Here is a 21,881-nt window from a genome sequence, read left to right as displayed (position 1 = left end):
ACTCTTTAACTTAGTTGCACAATATAGAAGCGAATATACAGTTACCTTACGCAGCAACAAAGTCGTCTATATTCCCTTGGTAATAACTCAAAGTAAGAACTTTATCTAAAATATAACGGAGCGCCTCGTTGATAGGCATGAGTTTTTCACCTAACTCAAAATCCAACTGCGCTATTTTCTGCCGACCAATAGCTAACATAGGCGGCTTTGTAGCACCACTTTCCATAGCAATTAACGCTTGGCTGTAGTTGTCTGGTACTGAAGATTTAATTGGTTTGCATACTGATAACGTCGCTACACCAAATTTTGTTTTATATCCAGCGGCGCCAAACATACGACAAATACTTGGGCGATACTCATAGATACCACAAAAACCCTCTTTACCATCTAAACTCAAGCGCTGATATTGCATGCATGAAAATCCGTTATAATCCCCAAGCTCATTGTATTTTTGATCAGCTTGACCTGAATCGAAAAGATAGAGCGCATAAGGCAACATTTCCAAGGGCGACACTTCGATATCTGGGTTGTTACAGCAAGCACCGCACTTGGCGACGCAGTTTAACGATTGAGCTTGTTGGTATGCACTAAATTCGTTAGAGAGAGTTTGGTAAACGTCCATTACTTTACTGGAGAGTTCACGCAGCCTATTCATAATGACTCCGCTAAAAAGCAAACTACAACGACCCCTCTGTGATAGCTCTTGGATAAGAGTAAACAATAGAAGGCAATTTTAAAAATTAACAGTATGCTTCTTCCCCGCCCTAGGTAAGAGTTAGCATGGCACTAAGCAAGCAGGGATTGAATTGGCGGAATTCTATTTCTATTTTAAATTTTTGGGAATTATTTTTTACGTTTACACACAAAAAAACCTAGAACATTAGTTGCTCTAGGTTTAAGACACAGCTTCATTTTATCAACCATCAACGCCAACTTAAATTGTAGCGTGTTGATATGCTTGGTTAGAGAATAGATTCACTAGTCGGCATTAAACAAGTCTCGGGTGTACACCTTATCAATAACATCTTCTACATCTGGTGTAATACGATTCGCGACAATCACATCTGAGACCTTTTTAAATTCCTCTATGTCGTTTATCACTCTAGAGTTAAAAAAGTCACTTTCCTTAAGTACCGGTTCATACACCACAACTTCAATACCTTTAGCTTTAATGCGCTTCATAATTCCCTGAATGGCGCTTGCTCGAAAATTGTCTGAACCAGCCTTCATAATAAGCCTGTAAATACCCACAACCTTAGGGTTACGGCTGACCACTGAGTCGGCAATGAAGTCTTTTCGAGTACGGTTAGCATCAACAATAGCTTGGATCATATTGTTGGGCACTTCACTATAGTTAGCTAATAATTGTTTGGTATCTTTAGGTAAGCAATAACCACCATAACCAAAACTCGGATTGTTATAATGATTGCCTATGCGAGGATCTAAACCAACCCCTTCAATAATTTGCTTGGTGTCCAATCCGTTGCGCTCAGCATAACTATCAAGCTCGTTGAAATAGGCAACACGCATAGCTAAGTATGTATTAGCAAATAGCTTGATTGCTTCTGCTTCGGTACTGTCAGTAAACAGAATATCTATTTCTTGTTTAACTGCACCTTGGGCGAGTAGTTGAGCAAATACTTCCGCACGCTCACTGCGCTCCCCAACAATAATTCTACTCGGATGCAAATTGTCATAAAGTGCCTTCCCTTCTCTTAAGAACTCTGGAGAGAATATGATATTGTCACTGCCATGACGAAGCTTAGCTTCTTTCGTAAAGCCAACAGGTACAGTCGATTTAATCACCATGACAGCATTTGGATTAACCGCCATAACGGACTTAATAACAGCATCTACGCTGCTGGTGTTAAAGTAATTTGTTTGTGGATCGTAGTCTGTAGGGGTGGCAATAATGACGTAATCAGCGTCAGCGTAGGCTTCTTCAGGGTTTAGTGTAGCCTTCAATTGTAGTTGTTTATTGCTGAGAAAATCTGATATTTCCACGTCTTCTATTGGTGACATCTTGTTATTGATCATCGACACCTTCTCTGCAACAAGGTCGACTGCGCAGACCTGATGTTTTTGAGCTAAAAGTACCGCGTTTGACAATCCAACATACCCTGTTCCCGCTACCGCAATTTTATAAGTCTTAGAAATTTCCATGTTTATTAACCTAGAGCCTGTTTAACAACGATTTGCTTTACTCAAACACCATAATGTTTGTTCTGTGATTCTCTTTGACAATAATATGACATATTAAGTATTGCCATACTCATTTTTTTGCTTGAAGGAAAAGTTCTCTCTTCTTAGCGTTAAATTTGGACTGTATGCTGGATCCGCTTTTATCACCGACGCCCACGTATCTTGTAAATAGGCTAGTTCAGAATTGAAACGAGCGGCCTTTTCTGGCGTAACATCAAGCCCTCTACTCACCGACTCATGATGGTATAACTCAGCTTCAGCACAATACAAGTTTGAGTAACCCAATTCACGAATCCGAAGGCAAAAGTCAACATCATTAAACGCTACAGCCAAGGACTCATTTAACCCACCAACTTTGTCAAAAAGGTCTCTCTCGACAATCAAACACGCCGCGGTAACCGCGCTGAAGCGATGTGTTGCAACTAGTCGATTTAGATAGCCCACATGAAAACGAGGAAAATACTTATGTGCGTGACCTGCGCCACCACCATATCCCATAACAACCCCCGCGTGCTGCACCCTGTCATCTGAATAGTAGAGTTTTGCCCCAACACAGCCAATATCTTTGCGCAGTGCATGCCCAACCATATAGGTTAACCAGTCACCCGAGATCACTTCTATATCATTGTTGATTAGACCTATCACATTACCTTTGGCCTGCTTTACCCCAAAGTTATTAATAGCCGAGTAATTAAAAGGGTGATCATACTTAAGTAAGCGAACCTTAGGGTGTCTTGCTATTTGTTCAAAATAGGCCAGGCTTTCTTGCTCAGTTGAGCCATTGTCAATGAGCAAGATTTCATAGTTGCCGTATCTCGTTTTTTCTAGAATAGACTCAATACAGGCCTTTACTAACTGCCAAGCGTCTTTGGTAGGAATTATGAGCGACACTAGTGGACTCTGAGTAACAGGCCACATTAAGACATTCAGCCCTGGCGTCTCGTTTGTTGTCACTTCAGTAACGCTATGTTTACGTAAGCTTTCAGCTACAAATGGTAAAGCGCGCTTTTGGTGCTCATCACCGTGAGAACTATGTACTAAGGTAAATGGAAGATGCTCTACCTTCAAAGCTGAATCATTTAATGTTCCCTTTTTTAACCACAACAATAATACTACTTGCGCAATTGTACGAACGTTATCAGCTTCACAAAGTGAAGAACACAACTTGAGCCACTTGGAGTTAAGCGCAACTGCCGTATTTACATAAGCTGTTGTAAAATGTAAATCAGCATCCCAATCGGGAAAAAAACGGGGGCTGTGAAGTTGGCCTTTACTGTCTTTGTTATCCGTATCGGAATAGACTACATCACTGTTTTTTAGTTTTCTTTGAAAAAGAGTAAGCGCAGCTTTATGCAACTGCTCACCGCTGTTAATTAATAAGACATGTTCATTATTTATGACTTTTAAGAATGCGTCAGAAAGCGTCGAGGTAACGCACAGTTCACCATTGTACAACTGATTTATTGTTGTACTTGGTCCATTGTTACTGACTATTATTATACGATTTACATGGTCGATATGATTGAGTGACGCCAATGTATATTTGAGCTTTTCTTCGCCAAGAATAATAACCGAAATTAAATTACTTTCTTCCTGTAAATTTAAGCTACCGGCACGCAATAGTTGTGCTAAAAGTATTTCCTGCCGCTTCAGATAATAACTATACATCGCCAGCGCTTTTTTCTTACTTGGCAAACCATAAAACAAACCTGATTTATGAAGAGAACGGCTATACAGAGCAGTGAGAGCTGAATTTTTTTTGAGCTTTTGTTTAAAGGTCTTGGGTAACAGTCCAACGGCACCTTTAACTGTTAGCATTGCATACTTTTTCATTAACTCTCTTTCCATTCCCCAATAAGCAAAAAGCCGCACTAAGCGGCTTTGAACTATAACACGATTTGTAGTTTAGGCTTAGTGACCCGTACCTAATCGCTCGCCTTGGTAGCTGCCATCAAGTACAGCTTGCCACCAGCTTTGATTATTCAAATACCACTCAACCGTTTTGCGAATACCACTTTCGAAGGTTTCTTGCGGTGTCCAGCCTAATTCCTTTTGAATTTTAGATGCATCAATCGCATAGCGCATGTCATGTCCAGGGCGATCTTGTACAAAAGTAATTTGATCAGCGTAAGGAGCGCTTTTGGGTTTAACTTCATCTAAAATAGTGCAAATAGTTTGTACCACTTCGATATTTTGCTTTTCGTTGTGACCGCCAATGTTGTAGGTCTCACCTACTTTCCCTTCAAGCGCCACCAATACTAATGCACGAGCGTGATCTTCAACATATAACCAATCACGAATTTGATTACCTTTCCCATAGACAGGAAGTGGCTTACCTGCAAGTGCATTGAGTATGACCAAAGGGATCAATTTCTCAGGGAAGTGATACGGCCCGTAATTGTTTGAACAATTCGTAACAAGTGTAGGTAACCCATAGGTTCTAAGCCATGAACGCACTAGCTGATCTGAACTTGCTTTACTCGCAGAATACGGAGAGCTTGGCGCGTAAGGTGTAGTTTCAGTAAACAATGGTAGCTCGCTACCAGCTTCCACTTCATCAGGATGCGGAAGGTCACCATACACTTCATCTGTTGAAATATGATGAAACTTAAAACTTTGCTTCTTCATGTCTTCAAGGTTTGACCAATATGCTCGAGCTTGTTCAAGTAACGTATATGTACCGACAACATTGGTTTGAATAAATTCGCCTGGGCCATCAATAGAACGGTCAACATGAGATTCGGCAGCTAAGTGCATGATGATATCTGGCTGATGTTGTTCAAATACTCGCTTAACTTCTATGGCGTCACAAATATCTACCTTTTCAAAGCTATATCGGTCGTTATCTGCTACATCAACCAAGGATTCTAGGTTGCCAGCATAGGTTAGCTTGTCGACATTCACGACACGATGCGCAGTGTCGTTAACTAAGTGACGCACTACAGCCGAACCAATAAACCCTGCTCCACCAGTGACTAAAATTGTTTTACTCATTTTTTCTACCAAATACTAATTTTCTTTATTTCAACTCGTCCATCATGGCGGAGAGTTGTTTACGCCAATGGGTAGGCTTACACGAAGTGAAGGCTTTTCTTGCTGAGGTCTTATCCAATACACTGTAATGAGGACGCTTTGCCGGCGTTGGGTACTCACTACTAGGAATAGGAGTAATAGGTATTTCACGGTCTAGTAATGACTTATCGAATGCTAATTCCTGAATAGCTACTGCAAAGTCATACCAACTTGCTACGCCTTCATCGGTCCAGTGATAAACACCCACTATCTTGTTTTTCGCAGCATCAATACACGCCTCAGCCAGACTTTTGGCCCATGTGGGTGAACCTATTTGATCATCTATAACAGAGAGAGCGTCTTTCTCTTTCATTAATCGCAGCATCGTCTTAACAAAGTTATTACCGTGCGCGGAATAAACCCATGCCGTGCGGATAAGGCAACTAGCTTCGGGTAATAATGACAATAAGGCCTGCTCACCTTCTGCTTTGGTTTTACCATAGATACCTTGAGGCTCTATTGGATCATCAGGTAGATAAGGAATACCTTTATGCCCGTTAAATACGTAGTCTGTAGATATATGAACGAGAAATGTGCCTGTTTGTTTACAGTATTTCGCTAAATGCTGCACTGCCGTTGTGTTAATAGCTTGGCAATTTGCTATATCTTGCTCTGCTTTGTCTACCGCAGTATAGGCAGCAGCATTGATGATGACATCGGGCGAATATTGAGTGAGTACTCCAAAAAGTGCTTCCTCATCGGTAATATCTGTATCATTTCGCCCTAAGCACTGGGTATCTGAGCCTAAAAGTCGCACAAGTTCATAAGATAGTTGACCTGAACGACCAATGACTAAAATTTTCACATTAATTCCTTTCTATCGCGTTGGCACACAACAACAAGCAAGCCCAAGGTTAGAACGTAGGCGCACCTTCAAAACTTACACCATCTTCATCTTTCGCAGATAACGAAGGAAGCATGCCATCGACAAGTGGCCATTGAATTGCAAGAGTTGGATCATCGTATTTAATCGAAACTTCAGACTCTGGGTGATAGTAGTCTGTGCATTTATACACGAACTCTGCTGATTCACTGGTTACATAAAAACCGTGAGCAAAACCAGCTGGCACCCAAAGTTGACGTTTGTTTTCCGCTGATAGCAGAACACCTACCCACTGACCAAAGGTTGGCGAACTTTTACGCATATCAACGGCTACATCATAAACTTCACCGCTGACCACACGTACCAGTTTTCCCTGAGTTTGCTCTAACTGATAGTGTAAACCTCTCAAGATCCCTTGACGAGATTTAGAGTGGTTGTCTTGCACAAAATCAACGTTGGCACACTCTCTTTTAAACCAATCTGTTCTGAAGGTTTCCATAAAAAAGCCACGATCATCACCAAATACTTTTGGCTCGATAATTTTGACGTCGGGGATAGCGGTTGAAATTGCTTGCATGTTTATTCCGTTTCTTAATTCTTAACTCTATCGCTAATTACTTTAAGCAGGTAAGTACCATATCCGCTCTTTTTAAGTGGTGCCGCTAGCTTTTCTAACTGAGCTGCATCGATGTATCCCATTCGATATGCAACTTCTTCAGGGCAGCATACTTTCAGCCCTTGGCGTTTTTCAATTGCTGCAACAAAATTTGCCGCATCCAGTAATGAGTCTAGCGTGCCTGTGTCAAGCCATGCCGAGCCACGCCCCATCAGTTCAACTTTTAAACTACCTTCTTTTAAATAAAGGTTATTTAAGTCAGTAATTTCCAGCTCGCCTCTTACCGAAGGCTTAACTTCTTTGGCAAAATCCACAACGCGATTATCGTAGTAATAAAGCCCTGTAACTGCATAATTAGATTTTGGTTTCAGCGGTTTTTCCTCGATAGACAATGCATTCCATTGTTCATCGAACTCGACAACTCCATAGCGCTCTGGATCGGTAACATGGTAGCCAAATACCGTAGCACCTTGCTCTTGGTCATGAGCATTTTTAAGGGATACTTTCAAGTCATGACCATAGTAAATATTGTCACCCAGAATAAGTGTACAACTATCATTGCCGATAAACTCTTCACCAATGATGAATGCTTGAGCAAGCCCGTCAGGACTTGGCTGAACAGCGTATTGCACGTTAATGCCTAAGTCGCTACCATCGCCAATTAATTCGATAAATCGTTGCTGTTCTGCAGGGGTAGTAATGATGAGAATATCTTTTATACCCGACATCATCAGTGTTGTGAGCGGATAAAAAATCATCGGTTTATCATAAACCGGCATCAATTGTTTACTAACTACTTTGGTTAGAGGATGAAGGCGCGTGCCTGAACCACCCGCCAATATAATTCCTTTTCGCATAATAGTTACTTCACCTTCCTTTCGTTTGAAGCAGAGAACTTAGCTCGTACTACATTGTGTTCTTCGACAGACTGCTCCAACATTGCTATGCGTTGAACCAATCTATCAATTTTGGTATTGGTTCGTTGACGCTCTATGTCCATGAGTAAGATTTTTACCATTGCAGCACCCAAGGCCAATAAGACAGGAATAATAGGAGGGTAACCTATACCAAAATAAGCTCCTACAATATCAATAATACCCGGAAAAAAACCGACAAAAAGTACCAAAAGTGCTAATGCGAACCAACGCGCTGCAACAAGTGGAGAGATATGATCTCGCCGTGTTAGAAATACAATGGTTAAACTTAGTGCTGCACCAATGAAGGCCGCAATGATATGCGCACTACTCATTTTTAGTTCCTGCTGTCAGCTGTTTGTGATATTTGCCCACTTCTTGCGGGCCCATTTTCGTCACACTCAAAATAAGTGTGTAAAGTAAGTACTTGAGTACCGCAAACCAAGAGTTGAAGATTCGTGATATCCCGTCTTCTCGTCTCTCCATAACAACTTCTATTTCGCTGCATTTCATTCGTAGCTTCTTGAGCATTAATAAAACACCAACGTCTTGATATTCAAACATAGTTGCTTGATAAGAAGCGAGAACACGCATGGCAGGTCTGGAATAAAGACGTAATCCAGAAGTGAGATCACTCACATCCACACCAGATATGCGCTTAAAAACACGCCAAGCAACATGCCTCCCAATGCTGCCACGTGATGTACAAGCGCCCACGGTACAATCATTGTCTGAAGGAGCTTGTTCTACCAATCTCACCAACGCGTCTACTGGGTGTTGTCCGTCAGCATCGCATGTTATCACCCGATGCATCCCTTTTTTGAGAGCATAACGAATACCTGTTTGGGTAGCGCGCCAAGCGCCTAGATTAATTGTATGAGGTAAAACCACCGCCCCATAACGTTTTGCAATATTTGCCGTGTCATCTTGGCTTGCATCATCAACAACAATAATTACGCAATCGAATTTTTCTTGGATACGCTGTATCACACCTGCAATTGTACGACTTTCATTCATTGCGGGTATAATTATGGCTAAGTGTTTATCGCGAATAACATTCATATATTTATGGTAACCTTAAGGCTACTAAAATGCTAACAAATTACCCTTTAGCATCTAGCTTTAGCGTATTCGTTCGAACAGTGTTTTGCTCTGATTAAAGATAAGCACATCACTTCTTTCCCTGATAAATAGCGCGCACTAACTTTTCAATCTCACCTACTTTGAATTGTGTCAAAAACCGCAGTCGACCATTTTCACCGAGTTTACTTGTTTGCACTTCGTTTTCTGAAAGCTGAAGTAAAGCTTGCGCAAGTGCCTCAGCGCTAGCATGTTTTACTACAAGGCCTGTTGATTGGTGATCCACAACATTACTCATCCCTGAACCTGGAACGTCAGTACAAATACACGCCTTTCCCGCTCTCATTGCTTCAAGTAATACCAAGCCAAAGGCCTCTGTTCTCTCTATTGAAGGAAGCACTAGAAAGCGACAACGCACTATTAACGAATACAGCATTTCATCGCTGACTTGCCCTAAGAAACGCACCTTGTCTGTAATACCCAACTCTCGAACCATGGTTTCAAGTTTGGTTCTTTCATCACCGTCACCCACAATAGTAAGCACTAACTTTTTATCATTGACCTTAGCCATTGCATTAATTAAATACTTATGGCCTTTATAATACGTTAACCGACCTATACACAACGCGCCAACATCAAAGGAAGAATCAGTAACAGGCTTATCCGGTATATCTTCCAGCCCAAGAGGTACAACAACACATTTGTGTCTGAAAGGCCTTAGCGGCTTACTTGAATGCAAATAATTTTGGGAGGTAACAATTATTCTTTCAGCTCGAACTAGCAACGCTTTTTCGAAAATTCGATAAACGGGGTATAGACATTTTATTCCCCAATTGGGTTTGTCGCCAATGACGTCACTGTGCCAATGTAAAACGAGTTTTCGGTTGCTGGCTTGTTTTAAAAGTAATAACCAAAAACACGTAACATTTGGAAGATGTGCGTGGATTACGTCGGGTTGCTCTTTCTTAAGTATGGCTTTTAAATGCCAATAGGCACTTAATGCAACAGGTACAAAAAGCAACTTTGCGATAATGGGAACCCTATAAACATTAGCCCCACCTTCTGTACTGCTTAAAAAGGGCTTTCCCGTTTGGTGATGATGAACTAGTGCTGATACCGACAGTCCCTGTTTAACTTGTGCTTGCATAAGCGCAAGCATCATATTTTCTATGCCGCCTTTAAACGGCGCAAAGTACTTTCCAATGTGGAGTATTTTCATATTGTGTAAAACCAGCAATAGTGTTTGCGCGCTGTGAGTATATATATAAAGGGTTACAAGAGAAAGAAAGCGCTAATTTAATGACAGAAACGTTCTTCAATTTAACCGTTTCCCAGCCTCTAATTTTTGTTATCCTGCATGGGTACAAAAATCAATGGCTATCTCCATGAATAAAAATATCAGTGTTATCTTTTTGGTTCTTTTCTCTTTCTGTTCACAAGCACAGGAAGACTCACTACAAGAAATCCTTGCAGCAATCAACAAACTAGAAGTTAAGTCGGAGCCTAAGTGCTACGCCACAGCCTCTCGGCTCGAGGACTTTATGTTTGGTACACCACTTGATAATGAAGCACGTTTCGCCAAAAACATCCTACAAAAAGAGTTAATAGAATTGTTGTGGCAAAGAGCATCTGCCGCAGCATTAAAACAGAAAGAGAGTGTTATTTTAGCTTCACACATTGAAGAAGCAGCGGCTCAACTTTTTACCATTTCAAAAGATGATAAAGGTCATTGGCAACTCAAACTCAGTGATCAACAGAGCATTACGATTCACAAAGACGATAAGCGCCAATACGCTAGTATTGCGTATTCATTAAGGGCGGTACTTGCAGTACAACAGGATATGCTAGTCAATTTTGAGAGTGACTTACTTCCCCTGTCTACTCTGGCTATTGATACACTAAAAAACACACTTGATTTTTATACGTTAGCTGCGCTGAAAATTGCAGACAACAAAGCAAAAATAAACGATGAAAGGTTAGTCAGCACAACGAACATTACGCAAACTTGGCAAGAGTTGCTCGCTACTGAACCGTTAAACGAAAATGCCAAAACACAGGACGCGTTAGCTTCTGGTTTCGATTACAGCCCTATAGAGCCAACTTTATTGTTACAAATGGCTGACATAAAGCTGGACGCTTATGCTCAATATAACAAAGTCAGTAACCAATTATTTTTGAGAAATTTGCAAGTTTATTTCGCACGTGTAACTTGGCCGAAAGAAAAAGCAGAATCAAATGAAATTATCAAAGTATTTGGTGAGTTGGTTGCTGACTTCTCACGCGAGCTATACCTAGGTGCTCAACAATTTGCTATGAATGATGGTCAACGTGTCATTCGCGAGCAAGATATCTACAAATACGCGCAACAATTTATCCCTCATAAAATTAATGAATATGAAGATGCGTTGTTCTTCCCTAAGCTTCCAGAAGAACAACAAACGTATATTGAGTCTTATGACATGGATGCTTTTAGAGACGCTGGAGTACATTGGCAATATTTGCTTCAAGGTATTAACAATGATGGGGTACAGCTGTATTTAGAACCAGATCCTTTTGCGGCAGAGCTGCTAGTAGAGAACATTGCACAGTATGGCGTGTTGTTATTTAGAATTGCAGGCGAACTTGTTATCAATGATGACAAAGAACGGCTTAAAGCAGAGTTTCTTACAGCAGCACAAGAGGTTATCGCACAGCGAACAGCTCTGCACAATAGAGTGAAACCTGACGAGAAGCGCAAGCAATCCATTGGCTCTTCAAATTTGGCGCTTTCTGAAGATAAAGAGGCACTGCGCTTTACTGAAGTAAGTGATTTGACCGGTATTCACTACGAACACAGAACATCTGACTGGTTAAACCGCCAACTACGTACATTTATAAGAACAAGTGAAACTACGGGTATTATTACCATCCCTCCTGCCTTTGGTGGTTCTGGTGTTGGCGCTGAGGATATCAACAATAATGGACTTATAGATATTTTGTTGTTGGGTGGTAGAGGAGTTGCTCTATATATCAACCAAGGCGATGGAAAATTTAAAGAGCAAAGTGATGACATGGGGCTTAGTTGGGAACGCAGCAGTGATGATATGCCAGGTGAAATGAGACAACCTATCATAGCTGACTTGGATAATGACGGCTGGCAAGACGTAATTATCACCTATGTGAACGATAAACATCGAGTATACAAAAATATTCAAGGCAAGCGCTTTGAAGATGTTACCGACACTGCAGCGTTGGGGGGAGAAGGCTTAGTTGGTGGCCCAGCGACTGTTTTTGATATGGACAATGACGGCGATTTAGATGTTTACATAACCTACTTTGGCAATTATTTAAAAGGCGATTTGCCAACGCTTACGCGCTATAACGCCAATGGCTCGCCCAACCAACTTTTTGAAAACTTGGGTAATTTCACTTTTAAGAATGTTACCAAGGGTTCTGGAGTCGACAACAGTGGCTGGGCACAAGCTGTCGCACACACAGATCTTAACAATGACAATCTGCAAGACATAATTGTAGGTAACGATTTTGGCACCAATGGCTATTACATCAACCAAGGAAATAATACTTTCAAGGAAATATCAAAGCGCTTAAATACAGACAAGCCGTCTTACACCATGGGGATCGGCATTGCGGATTTGAACGCGGATAAACTCCCTGATTTGTATATTTCAAACATTGTTACCATGAACAAAGACGAAACTTACGTTCTGCCTAACGAAGACACAAGAGCTAAATTTAATGCCGATAAATTAGCGACCATGAAAGTCGTAGAAGCGAACGACCTTTTCCTTTCTTTGGATACAAACGCACTAAAGTATGAAAACTCAATGCTGGTAGAACGTGGTTACTCGTCTACTGGATGGTCTTGGGACGCCGACTTTTTCGACTATGACCTCGATGGTGATGATGACCTTTACGTACTCAATGGGATGAATGAGTTCAATGTTTACTCTAGTAAAAACCCTTATTACCAAGACCCAAATGGTAAAGAAATGGCAGATATTCTTATGCCAGTAAGCCCATTAGAGAAGAATGTTTTCTTTGAAAATAACAATGGAAAACTTAATTTTGTAGACGAATCATCAGGCTTAGATGTACTCAGTAACTCCCGTAGCGCCAGTTTCTTTGATTACGATAATGACGGAGACTTAGATATTATCGTAAACAACTACCATGAAGCAGCTATGCTGTTTAAGAACAATGTTGAAAAGGCGAAGCGTAATTGGCTTAAAGTAAAGCTCATCGGTGATCCGAAGCAAAAGGTTAACCGCGACGCAATTGGAACTAAACTGCTGATTACATTACCAAACGGACAAACCATTTGGCGAGAAGTACGCAGTACAGATGGTTACATGTCAGTTCACCCGAAACAACAACACGTTGGTTTAGGTACAGCTAATACCGTTGATATTGAAGTGATATGGCCTAATGGAAAAACCCAAACGCTTTCAAATGTTACGTCAAATCAAGAATTAGAAATTTCTTTGTAGTCAGTACTCTGGTGACGTCTTTACTGCCGTGCTTAAACAATGCATGTAAAGACGTGGCCGCTATACCATTACAGCCGACTACTATGACTAGAGTATTCAAATCGTGCTAGCAATTCTTCATCGTTTTTATATCACTTTGGTTTTGCTTTTCTTGAGTCCTATTTCATGGGCCCTCAGTGACAATGTATTAACACCGAGTCATTTAAGCAAACCAGTTTCTGCCAATATCCTAGATGCAGAGTTTGAAAAGTGGCGAGTATCACTGATCGCCAAACAAGAGCAATTGGCGCATCTACTTAGCGATGCAGGTATAGAAACTGAAAACGTACGTTACCTAAACAGCCTAATATACAGTAACTCTCCTTACTTGTTGCGACACAGCGTAAACCCAGTGAATTGGATAGATGACTACTCCCTAGCACTTTCCAGAGCGAATGACACCAACAAACTAATATTCTTATCCATTGGCTATTCAACTTGCCATTGGTGTCATGTAATGGAAAAGGAAAGCTTTTTAGATATCGATGTTGCGACTGTTCTGAATAAGCATTTTGTCAGTGTAAAACTAGACAGAGAGATTGATGTAGAATTAGACCGGTTATTTAGTGAAAAGCAGCAACTCATCAAAGGGGAAAGTGGCTGGCCAATTAGTGCCATATTAACGCCCGACGGACAGCTATTTTGGACAGATGCCTATGTCGGCAAGGCAGAGCTATTAAAACTTCTAAAAAACGTTAGTGCCATTTGGCAACAAAAGCCTGAACGCATATTACAAATCGCTAAAAACCTAACCATACAGTTTAGCGTACCTAAACTTCCTGAAGTAGAATGGAAAGAGAGCACGCTTCTAGAGCGTTTAACACAAGTCACTAATCTACTTGACCAGCAGCATGGTGGGCTCAAAGGTGAAGTGAAATTCCCCAATGCAGCATTACTTGAGTTGTTGCTTTATCAATATCAAGTGTCACCAAGTCAAACTTTGGAAAGCCAAATTCGGTTATTTTTAGACAGCATGATTGAAGGTGGATTGTGGGATCATTTACGAGGTGGCTTTTTTCGATATGCGCAGAAGAGCAACTGGCATCAGCCTCATTTTGAAAAAATGCTGTACAACCAAGCGCTACTAATTTCCGTATACGCTAAGGCGAGTCATCTATTCAATATTCCTAAATACGAAGACGTTGCCCGTCAAACAATTGCATTTGTCTATCGCGATATGCGACATGGTAATGAGGGATTCTACAGTGCAATTGATGCCGATTATCAAGGAAAAGAAGGCGGATATTATCTATTCTCAATAGCAGAACTTGAAGGCATTGAACCAGCTCTAAAACAAAAATATCGTTGGATGCCGTCACATGACAACACGCTTTTTCAACCATATTCTGACTCAGTAATGGAGGTTCAACCTCAAGACAACCCCTTAGTTGAACTGAAAGATAACTTGCCTCCACCACACATTGATAAGAAAGTACTTACCGCATGGAATGCGCTTCTTGTGGCAAGTTTATTCGATGCCCACGTATACCTACAAGACCCGGTATTTTTAGAGCGCGGAATTGAATTATTAAATTACTTACTTGAAAAGCATTTCAGTCAAAATGTGTTGTATAGAGCTTTTCTGGCAGATACTGCGTTCGGGCAAGCTACGCTAGAAGATTACGCTTGGCTAAATAGAGCACTATTGAAGGCATACGCGCTTACCCAAAAAACATCATTTCTGGACCAAGCTATAGATTTACAAAACAAAAGTACTGAATATTTAACAAACCAAAGTAACAAGCTTAACTGGATGAATGATCAAGAATTCATTTCACCGTTATCTGTTATAGCTGAAGCTGGTAGGGACATATCAAAGTTGGGGGGAACCACAGATCGGGAGTGGCGTAGACAAATACAAGAAATAAAGCAACGCGTCAGCAATGAATTCAGCGATCACTTCTCGGCATATCAACTGCTTCTACAGAGTAGTCACTCTTCATTAGAACCCTTACAAATTTTTGCAAAAGGCAAAGGCCGAGCTTGGCTTAAAGAAAGCAATGAAAATAGTAATGGAGATTACATCATTGAAATTACCATGGCCCCCGGTTGGCACATTAACTCCAATAAGCCTCTAGATAAGAGCTTAATTGCTACAGAGATAGTGGCATCAAGTAATCAGACACTTCAAGTAAGTTACCCTACACCAGTGAAACGTAAATTAGGGTTCTCACAAAAGCCATTAAGTTTATATGAAGGACAACTTTCAATACCCATTGCCCGGGATAAAAAACGCTCCTTTAGACAAGTTCATATTAAAAACACAAGCTTGTAGTGAAAAGCTATGCCTTCTGCCAGAAACGCTAACCTTCTTCGTTGCTAGGTGAGAGCGCAACTGCTTAACTAGTGTTTGAAGAGGCTTTGATTTAGCCTAATGTCGCAAGTTTTTATGAACTGGTACTTCTCTAATGTCTTCAAAAGCGTTCACAATAATCTTCGGTGCTCGTACTTCATAGGGAGTTGCAAAACAAACGTCCTTGGCGCCTAGAGGCAAACTATTGAAGCAGTAAGCCCTGTCAATTGGATACAAAAAAGGGTCTTAGTGATACTCAATACAACATGAGCTACACCAAAACCCCTTCATCAACTGTGGGCAGCGTTAATCCTACCCCCTAATAATAATTTCGTTGCCTTGCATTTTCACCTAAGCGATAAGCTAATATTAATACCAGTAACAGCATTAATAGTATTGGGAAGCTACCACCAGATTTCTTAGGCTGAGGTGTCGTCGCGTTTGACGTTACATTAATAGTTAACGCCGCACTTGCTTCAAACTCACCATCAGTAACTACATAGGTGACAACGGCACTTCCTACAAAGTTATTTTGAGGTACATACACTACTTGGTTATTTTCGATTGACGCACTACCTACAGAAGCCTCAACACTTACCAGTGTCAGTTCATCGCCATCAGGATCTGAATCATTGGCCAGTACATTTACCGTAATTGATGATTCGTTATTTGTAGTTGCCGTATCATCTTGAGCATTTGGCGCCTGATTAAGTCGTGACGTTACAGTTACTGCTACACTGGCACTAGCCCTCGCCCCCTTATCATCTTCTACTTGATAATTAATAGTAGCAATACCGGTAAAGCCTAATTCAGGTGTAAAAGTAAGCTTGTTGTCTGAAATAGACACCGAACCGCTATCAACATCGGCTGATATAATTGTAAGTGCGTCGCCATCAGCATCAGAGTCATTAGCAAGTACATCAATAACCACTGCAGTTTGATTATCGGTTTGTGCAGTATCATCTTCTGCTTGTGGAACGCTATTCACGTTAACCGTCAATTGTGCAGTGGCCGACGCCGTACCACCGTTACCATCAGATATCGCGTACACCAAGGTATCTGTACCCACAAAATCTGCTGGCGGTGTGTACAGCAATTCGCTATTACTGATTTCAGCCTGACCTAAGTAAGCATCCGCACTAATGATAATTAACGTATCGCCGTCAGTGTCTGCGTCATTATCTAACACATTCAAAACAACGGTACTGTCTGTATCGAACCTCAGTACATCGTTATTTGCTACAGGGGGGTTATTGTCACTCGCTAAAACTACCAAGCCAGATGGGTCGACAATCATACCATTAGCTGCTCCATCATCGTCATTAGGACCGCCATCGCTGATAGTTAGCTGCAAACACCAATGCCCTGCTGTTAAGCCCTCAACATATGAACCATCACCAGGAGGAGGACAAATTCCCTGCTCCCCTTTTGCTGAATGAATGGCGTCTGCCATACCGCTTGCATCAAAGTCTTTCCAGGCTTCGAGCTGTGAGTCATATTTTCTATAAATTGCGCCATCAGGGATAATATTACGCTGAGGTATGACAACCCGATAACTTTGACCCGCTTCATTCAGTCCGCTCACAGCAAAGTCAATAACAGTACTAACATTTGTAGTCTCATTATCAGGCGGCAAATTACTGTCGTCTAATGCGATAGTATTACCACTACCCATGGCTATATCACCCAACTTGAAGCAAGCACCTGAATCACCTTCAACTAGGAAGCTAGCAACATTTTCAGCATCAACAGGTTGAATATTGCACTCATTAGCAGCGTCTAGATAATCAGGAATACCATCGCCATCACTGTCGCCATACCCTTCCTCGTCGTCAGGTATACCATCGTTGTCTGTATCGATATTCGTTAACTGCGGAGGCTGGTCCGAAAGCTGCAATGTCAAATCAGCAAAACCAGTGAGCCCTTTTATATCGGTAACACTCGCTTTAACGTGATATATACCAGCAGAAAGCGTTTCGGGAGAGAAAATAAATGCAGTGTCGCTACTCGAAACATTCAGTGCATTTAGTTCAATCGCACTATCACTCCAATCCACACTTGCAATGTCGCCTAGCGCTTTATTTAGCAACGTCAAATTGATTTCGACTACGCCATCTTGAGGATAAACAGTAGTAACAGAAGTATTGTTTTGCGTTGCCGTTAACTGTATCTGTGGTGCAACTCCCTCTTCAACAATAGTAATGGTGTGAACACCATTACTAATATTGTTGGATGAGCTCAGCGTAATGATTAACGTTTCATCACCCTCTTCTACACCATCCTGTTCAATATCAACCAACATACTTGCTTGAGTGCCACTTTCAATAACCAAAACACCGTCGTTAACGTTGTGATCACCATTGTCACTTGTTCCAGAAACCGTATACGGAATATTCAATGGATAGTGTGGCGCGGGCCCATTCAAGAAAACATCTACTTTGGCTATTCGGCCTTCCTCTACACGTTGTGCAGGGATAACATTAATCAATGGGTGTACCGTAACACGCTGAGAGCGTTGCTGTACTTCATCACCACTTTCTGCACGCCAAACAACCGTATGTTTACCAGGCTTAAAGAAAGGTGACCCTAGCAATGACGTCGAAATACGATTGTCAAAATTGTCAGTTGCAACAGCTTCACCAAGTGGTACGCGAGTAACTAACCCCGTTGCAAACACTTCTACATCATCAGGGATTTCAAGCGTGATGTTGGACTCTCTATTCGCATCAGCAATTACATCAATCACAACTTGCGCTGAAGCCGTCAGCCCCTCAGTATCGCTTATTGTATAGTCGACAATTACTGAACCGATAAAGTTGGCATCTGCTTGATAAGACAGTGTATTGTCAATAATACTTGCATCACCTTGTGCCGCCTGTACACGAGTAATACTCAACATATCACCAACGTCCACATCAGTGTCGTTAGCCAGAACATCAATTGAAACTGTTTGTCCTTCAACCACTTCTGCTTCATCGTCAAACGCTACAGGTGCGTCGTTAACCGGTAAAACGTCAATGCTTATTAGCGCAGGTTCTGAAGTATACTCCCCATTTGTTGCGACGAAAGTAAAGCTATCTGTACCTGCGTAATTTTCGTTCGGCGTATATGTTACCGAAGGCAGTACACCAGTAATTACACCTGATTGTGGTTGCTGTACTAATTCGTAACTCAAAGGCAGCTGATTTGGATCAGTAGCGATAAGCTGGAAAGCCACACTATTGTCTTCCAATACAGAAACATCCGCTGGCATTGCTACAGGCGTAAGCGTTCCCACGCTGACCACTTCTATACTAAATGACTCCAAACTATCACTACCACCAGCGCCATCTTGAACAGTAATAACAATATTGCTGTATACACCAACGTCTGATTCTGTTGGCGAGCCTACAAGTCCGCCACTGTTACTATCGAAGTTCACCCATGATGGCTGATTGTCGATACGATATGAAAAACTATTGCTATCGACGTCAACTACAGTAGGTGTGAATTGATAACTTTGGCCTGCAATAACCGATGTAGATGGCACACCTGAAATAATAGGCGCATCGTTGACTGATATTACAGAAACACTAACGTTAGCAGTATTTGATAGCTCTCCGCCGGTATCACGTACAGTGTATTTAAACTCATCTTCACCAAAGAAATTAGCGTTAGGCGTGTAGATCACTGAGCCGTTTTCGTTCACTACAATCGAACCGTTATTCGCCTCAGAAACAAGGCTCACACTTGCTGGATCAATTGTACGAGTTTCATCACCATCATTGGATAAAATAACAATAGTGACCGGCGAATCTTCATTGGTCTGAGCCACATCATCATTTGCGACCAAACTAAAGGACTGTAAATCCAGCACAATTTGTACGCTAGCCGTATTAGATGCTTCACCGTTAGTGTCATTAACTACGTAGGTAAATGCATCCGTACCAGACGTGATATCATCGTTTGGTGTATAGGTAACTTCACCGGTAGCTGAATTCACTGATACCACACCTAATGTAGGCGATGTTGTAATACTAACCGAAGTAATATCAATAGTATTACTAGGCTCATATTCGGTATCAGGATCTGAATCATTTGCCAGTATACGCAATACTGATGATGCTCTAGTTTCAATGGTATAAGAGTCATTCAAGGCGATAGGAGCATCATTAACAGAAGCTATACTTACAGTTACCGTTGCGATATTGGACTTAAGGCCATCGAGATCTTTTACGCTGTACTCAAATGTATCACTACCAAACCTATTCTCTGTTGGTGTGTAGGTAACAAGGCCAGTATTTGCGTCCACAGTTGCTGTACCTAGGCTACCTTGGCGCTCAATGAATACGCTACTTGCATCTAATTCGTCTTCCCTATCACTATCATTAGCAATAACATTAATTGCTATAGATTCATCTTCGGTTGTCGAAGCACTGTCGTCATTCGCGATAGGTTGTTCATTTACAAAGCCTACAGAGATACTAACTGTTGCCGGTAAGCTCGCTGCACCTAAGGTATCGCTCACAACATAGGTGAATGTATCGGAGCCGTAGAAGTTTAGGTCTGGCGTATAGATCACTTGACCAACTTGAAGTGAATCATCTTCATTTGCCAACGTCTCATCGACTATCACGAAGGTACCTGAACTCGGCTGTTCAACGATTACAACAGATGTGGGGTCAATTGCATTTGGCTCGAGGTTACTTGACTCATCTATATCAATATCGTTATCAAGAATAGCAATTACTACTGATTGTGCTTCTTTAGTTGAGCTCTCATCATTAATCGCGTCAGGTGCATCATTTACCGGGCTAATAGATACAGATACTGTTGCAGGCTCTGACACGCTGCCTTGTGTATCTGCGATTACGTAAGTAAAGCTGTCAACACCGTTAAAGTTCGGATTTGGTGCGTAAGTAATTTCACCTGTTTCCGTATTTACAGTTGTTACACCATTGAGCGGTAATAGTTCCACACTTAATGTGGAAAGATCTAGACCATCAGACAAATCTTCATCGTTCTCTAGGACCGCAATGATTACATCTCCATCCTCCTCTACAGATGCTGAGTCGTCATTGCTACCTGGAGGTTCATTACTTGCTGTGAAAGACAACTCACCTTCACCTAATCCTTGCCACGAATTTCCTGCTGCATCGGTAATATTCCCAGCACCAAGTACAATGCTATAAGTTTCATTCTCAATAAGAGTCGCTGCAAAGTTTGCCGTTATAGAAGTTGCTTCTGAAGTTACAGATGCCCCCAATAATGACAAGCTTTCCACCACGCTACTATCGGCAAGATTCACAAGCGAAATATTGCCGCCATTAATCACTACTTCTTCATTAAACACCAAGCGCACTTGCAATCTTGCATTAGCAACATCCACATCATTGTGTGCTGGCGTCGAACTTAATAGCTGCGGTGAAGTAGAGTCAAAAGAGAGCGAGAACAGAGCCGAAGCCGTGTTGTTGTTACCGGCATCATCTTGCGCGGCATTCGCAGGTATGGAAAGCGTTACCGCACCATCATTAGCTGGAGTGATTGTAGTACTATAAACCGATGCACTCTCTGTAGTGAGCGTTCCTACCGAAGCATTAGTTATTGCTATATCGTTTCCTGTAAACCCGCTGACCCCTTCACTAAACGTAAAGGTTACTTCAAATGGAGCATTTGTTATATCGCCCTCAAGATCCGATGAAATAACGACAGAAGGTGAGCTTGCATCATAAAGCGTTGCAAACTGAACCGCGGCAATATTGCCATTTCCGGCAACGTCTTGGGCACTATTGGCCCCTACATTCAAGGTTACTTCACCATCGTTACTAGGCGTTATAGTTGCCGTGTAGATAGAAGCACTAGTAGAAGATACTATCCCCACAGTTGCATTGGTTGCTACCACATCGCTTGAACTAAAACCTGTTACGTCTTCGCTGAAAGTAAAAGTTGCGGTAAAGGAGCTGTTAGTCACTCCCCCAACCACATTAGATGATATAACGAGTGTAGGCGATGTAGCGTCAAAATTTGTTGAATACTGAGCGGCAGCAACACTATTGTTTCCAGCGCCATCTTGTGCTGCATTTACCCCCACATCCAAGGTTACTGTCCCATCCGCAGTCGGTGTAATGGTGGCGGTATAGGATAACGAATTAATAACGGTGAAATCACTTACAGAAGCATTACCTGCAACAATATCAATGCCTGTAAAACCAATCACTGCTTCACTGAAGGTAAACGTGGCGGTAAAGGCTGAATTGGTATCTGATGTCGGACCTGAAATAACTACCGTTGGCGCCACTGTGTCATAAGTAACTTCGAACTGCGTTGCCGCGGTATTGGTGTTTGTTGCATCATCTTGTGCAACACCTGCTGGTAC

At 41.7% G+C, this 21,881-nt stretch carries 13 protein-coding genes; 2 read left to right on the top strand and 11 right to left on the bottom strand.

Features of this window, described 5'->3' with window-relative positions:
* Positions 1 to 46: 46 nt before the first annotated feature.
* The 10 genes from EYR97_RS21400 to EYR97_RS21355 all read right to left on the bottom strand — a co-directional run bounded on the left by EYR97_RS21400 (position 47) and on the right by EYR97_RS21355 (position 9,926).
* On the bottom strand, positions 47 to 655 hold the full coding sequence (locus EYR97_RS21400; protein WP_131095788.1) for a YkgJ family cysteine cluster protein: 609 nt from the start codon (positions 653 to 655) through the stop codon (positions 47 to 49).
* 323 nt (positions 656 to 978) lie between these two features.
* Complete coding sequence (locus EYR97_RS21395; RefSeq protein WP_131095787.1) at positions 979 to 2,163, bottom strand: nucleotide sugar dehydrogenase; 1,185 nt, start codon at positions 2,161 to 2,163, stop codon at positions 979 to 981.
* 93 nt (positions 2,164 to 2,256) lie between these two features.
* Positions 2,257 to 4,035, bottom strand: a complete 1,779-nt coding sequence (locus EYR97_RS21390; protein ID WP_131095786.1) for a glycosyltransferase family 2 protein — start codon at positions 4,033 to 4,035, stop codon at positions 2,257 to 2,259.
* 78 nt (positions 4,036 to 4,113) lie between these two features.
* Positions 4,114 to 5,196 (bottom strand): dTDP-glucose 4,6-dehydratase, encoded by a 1,083-nt coding sequence (rfbB, locus tag EYR97_RS21385; protein WP_131095785.1) that lies wholly within the window; start codon positions 5,194 to 5,196, stop codon positions 4,114 to 4,116.
* Between the two features lie 25 nt (positions 5,197 to 5,221).
* A complete protein-coding gene (rfbD, locus tag EYR97_RS21380; protein WP_131095784.1) occupies positions 5,222 to 6,079 on the bottom strand; it encodes a dTDP-4-dehydrorhamnose reductase in 858 nt (285 codons plus the stop codon).
* 49 nt (positions 6,080 to 6,128) lie between these two features.
* On the bottom strand, positions 6,129 to 6,674 hold the full coding sequence (gene rfbC, locus EYR97_RS21375) for a dTDP-4-dehydrorhamnose 3,5-epimerase (protein WP_131095783.1): 546 nt from the start codon (positions 6,672 to 6,674) through the stop codon (positions 6,129 to 6,131).
* A 14-nt stretch (positions 6,675 to 6,688) separates the two neighbouring features.
* Positions 6,689 to 7,570: a glucose-1-phosphate thymidylyltransferase RfbA gene (gene rfbA / locus EYR97_RS21370; protein WP_131095782.1), complete on the bottom strand. Its 882-nt coding sequence runs from the start codon at positions 7,568 to 7,570 to the stop codon at positions 6,689 to 6,691.
* Positions 7,571 to 7,575: 5 nt separating this feature from the next.
* Positions 7,576 to 7,962, bottom strand: a complete 387-nt coding sequence (locus tag EYR97_RS21365) for a DUF2304 domain-containing protein (RefSeq protein WP_131095781.1) — start codon at positions 7,960 to 7,962, stop codon at positions 7,576 to 7,578.
* Positions 7,955 to 8,689 carry a glycosyltransferase family 2 protein gene (locus EYR97_RS21360; RefSeq protein ID WP_131095780.1) on the bottom strand — a complete coding sequence of 245 codons (735 nt, stop codon included), beginning with the start codon at positions 8,687 to 8,689 and terminating at the stop codon, positions 7,955 to 7,957. The genes EYR97_RS21365 and EYR97_RS21360 overlap by 8 nt, the downstream gene beginning before the upstream one ends.
* Before the next feature lie 109 nt (positions 8,690 to 8,798).
* Complete coding sequence (locus EYR97_RS21355; RefSeq protein WP_131095779.1) at positions 8,799 to 9,926, bottom strand: glycosyltransferase; 1,128 nt, start codon at positions 9,924 to 9,926, stop codon at positions 8,799 to 8,801.
* 166 nt (positions 9,927 to 10,092) lie between these two features.
* On the opposite strand from EYR97_RS21355, the gene EYR97_RS21350 reads away from it, so the two are divergent.
* Positions 10,093 to 13,194, top strand: a complete 3,102-nt coding sequence (locus EYR97_RS21350; RefSeq protein ID WP_165478129.1) for a CRTAC1 family protein — start codon at positions 10,093 to 10,095, stop codon at positions 13,192 to 13,194.
* Positions 13,195 to 13,345: 151 nt separating this feature from the next.
* Positions 13,346 to 15,508: a thioredoxin domain-containing protein gene (locus tag EYR97_RS21345; RefSeq protein ID WP_181409162.1), complete on the top strand. Its 2,163-nt coding sequence runs from the start codon at positions 13,346 to 13,348 to the stop codon at positions 15,506 to 15,508.
* A gap of 337 nt (positions 15,509 to 15,845) precedes the next feature.
* Here the strand turns inward: EYR97_RS21345 and EYR97_RS21340 are convergent.
* Positions 15,846 to 21,881, bottom strand: a 6,036-nt coding sequence (locus EYR97_RS21340) for an Ig-like domain-containing protein (protein WP_131095776.1), incomplete at its 5' end; no start/stop codon positions are given.

The sequence above is a fragment of the Alteromonas sp. KUL42 genome (assembly GCF_006538325.1).
In the GTDB taxonomy this organism is placed as follows: Bacteria; Pseudomonadota; Gammaproteobacteria; order Enterobacterales; family Alteromonadaceae; genus Alteromonas.
This window is presented reverse-complemented; position numbering and strand designations above follow the sequence as displayed.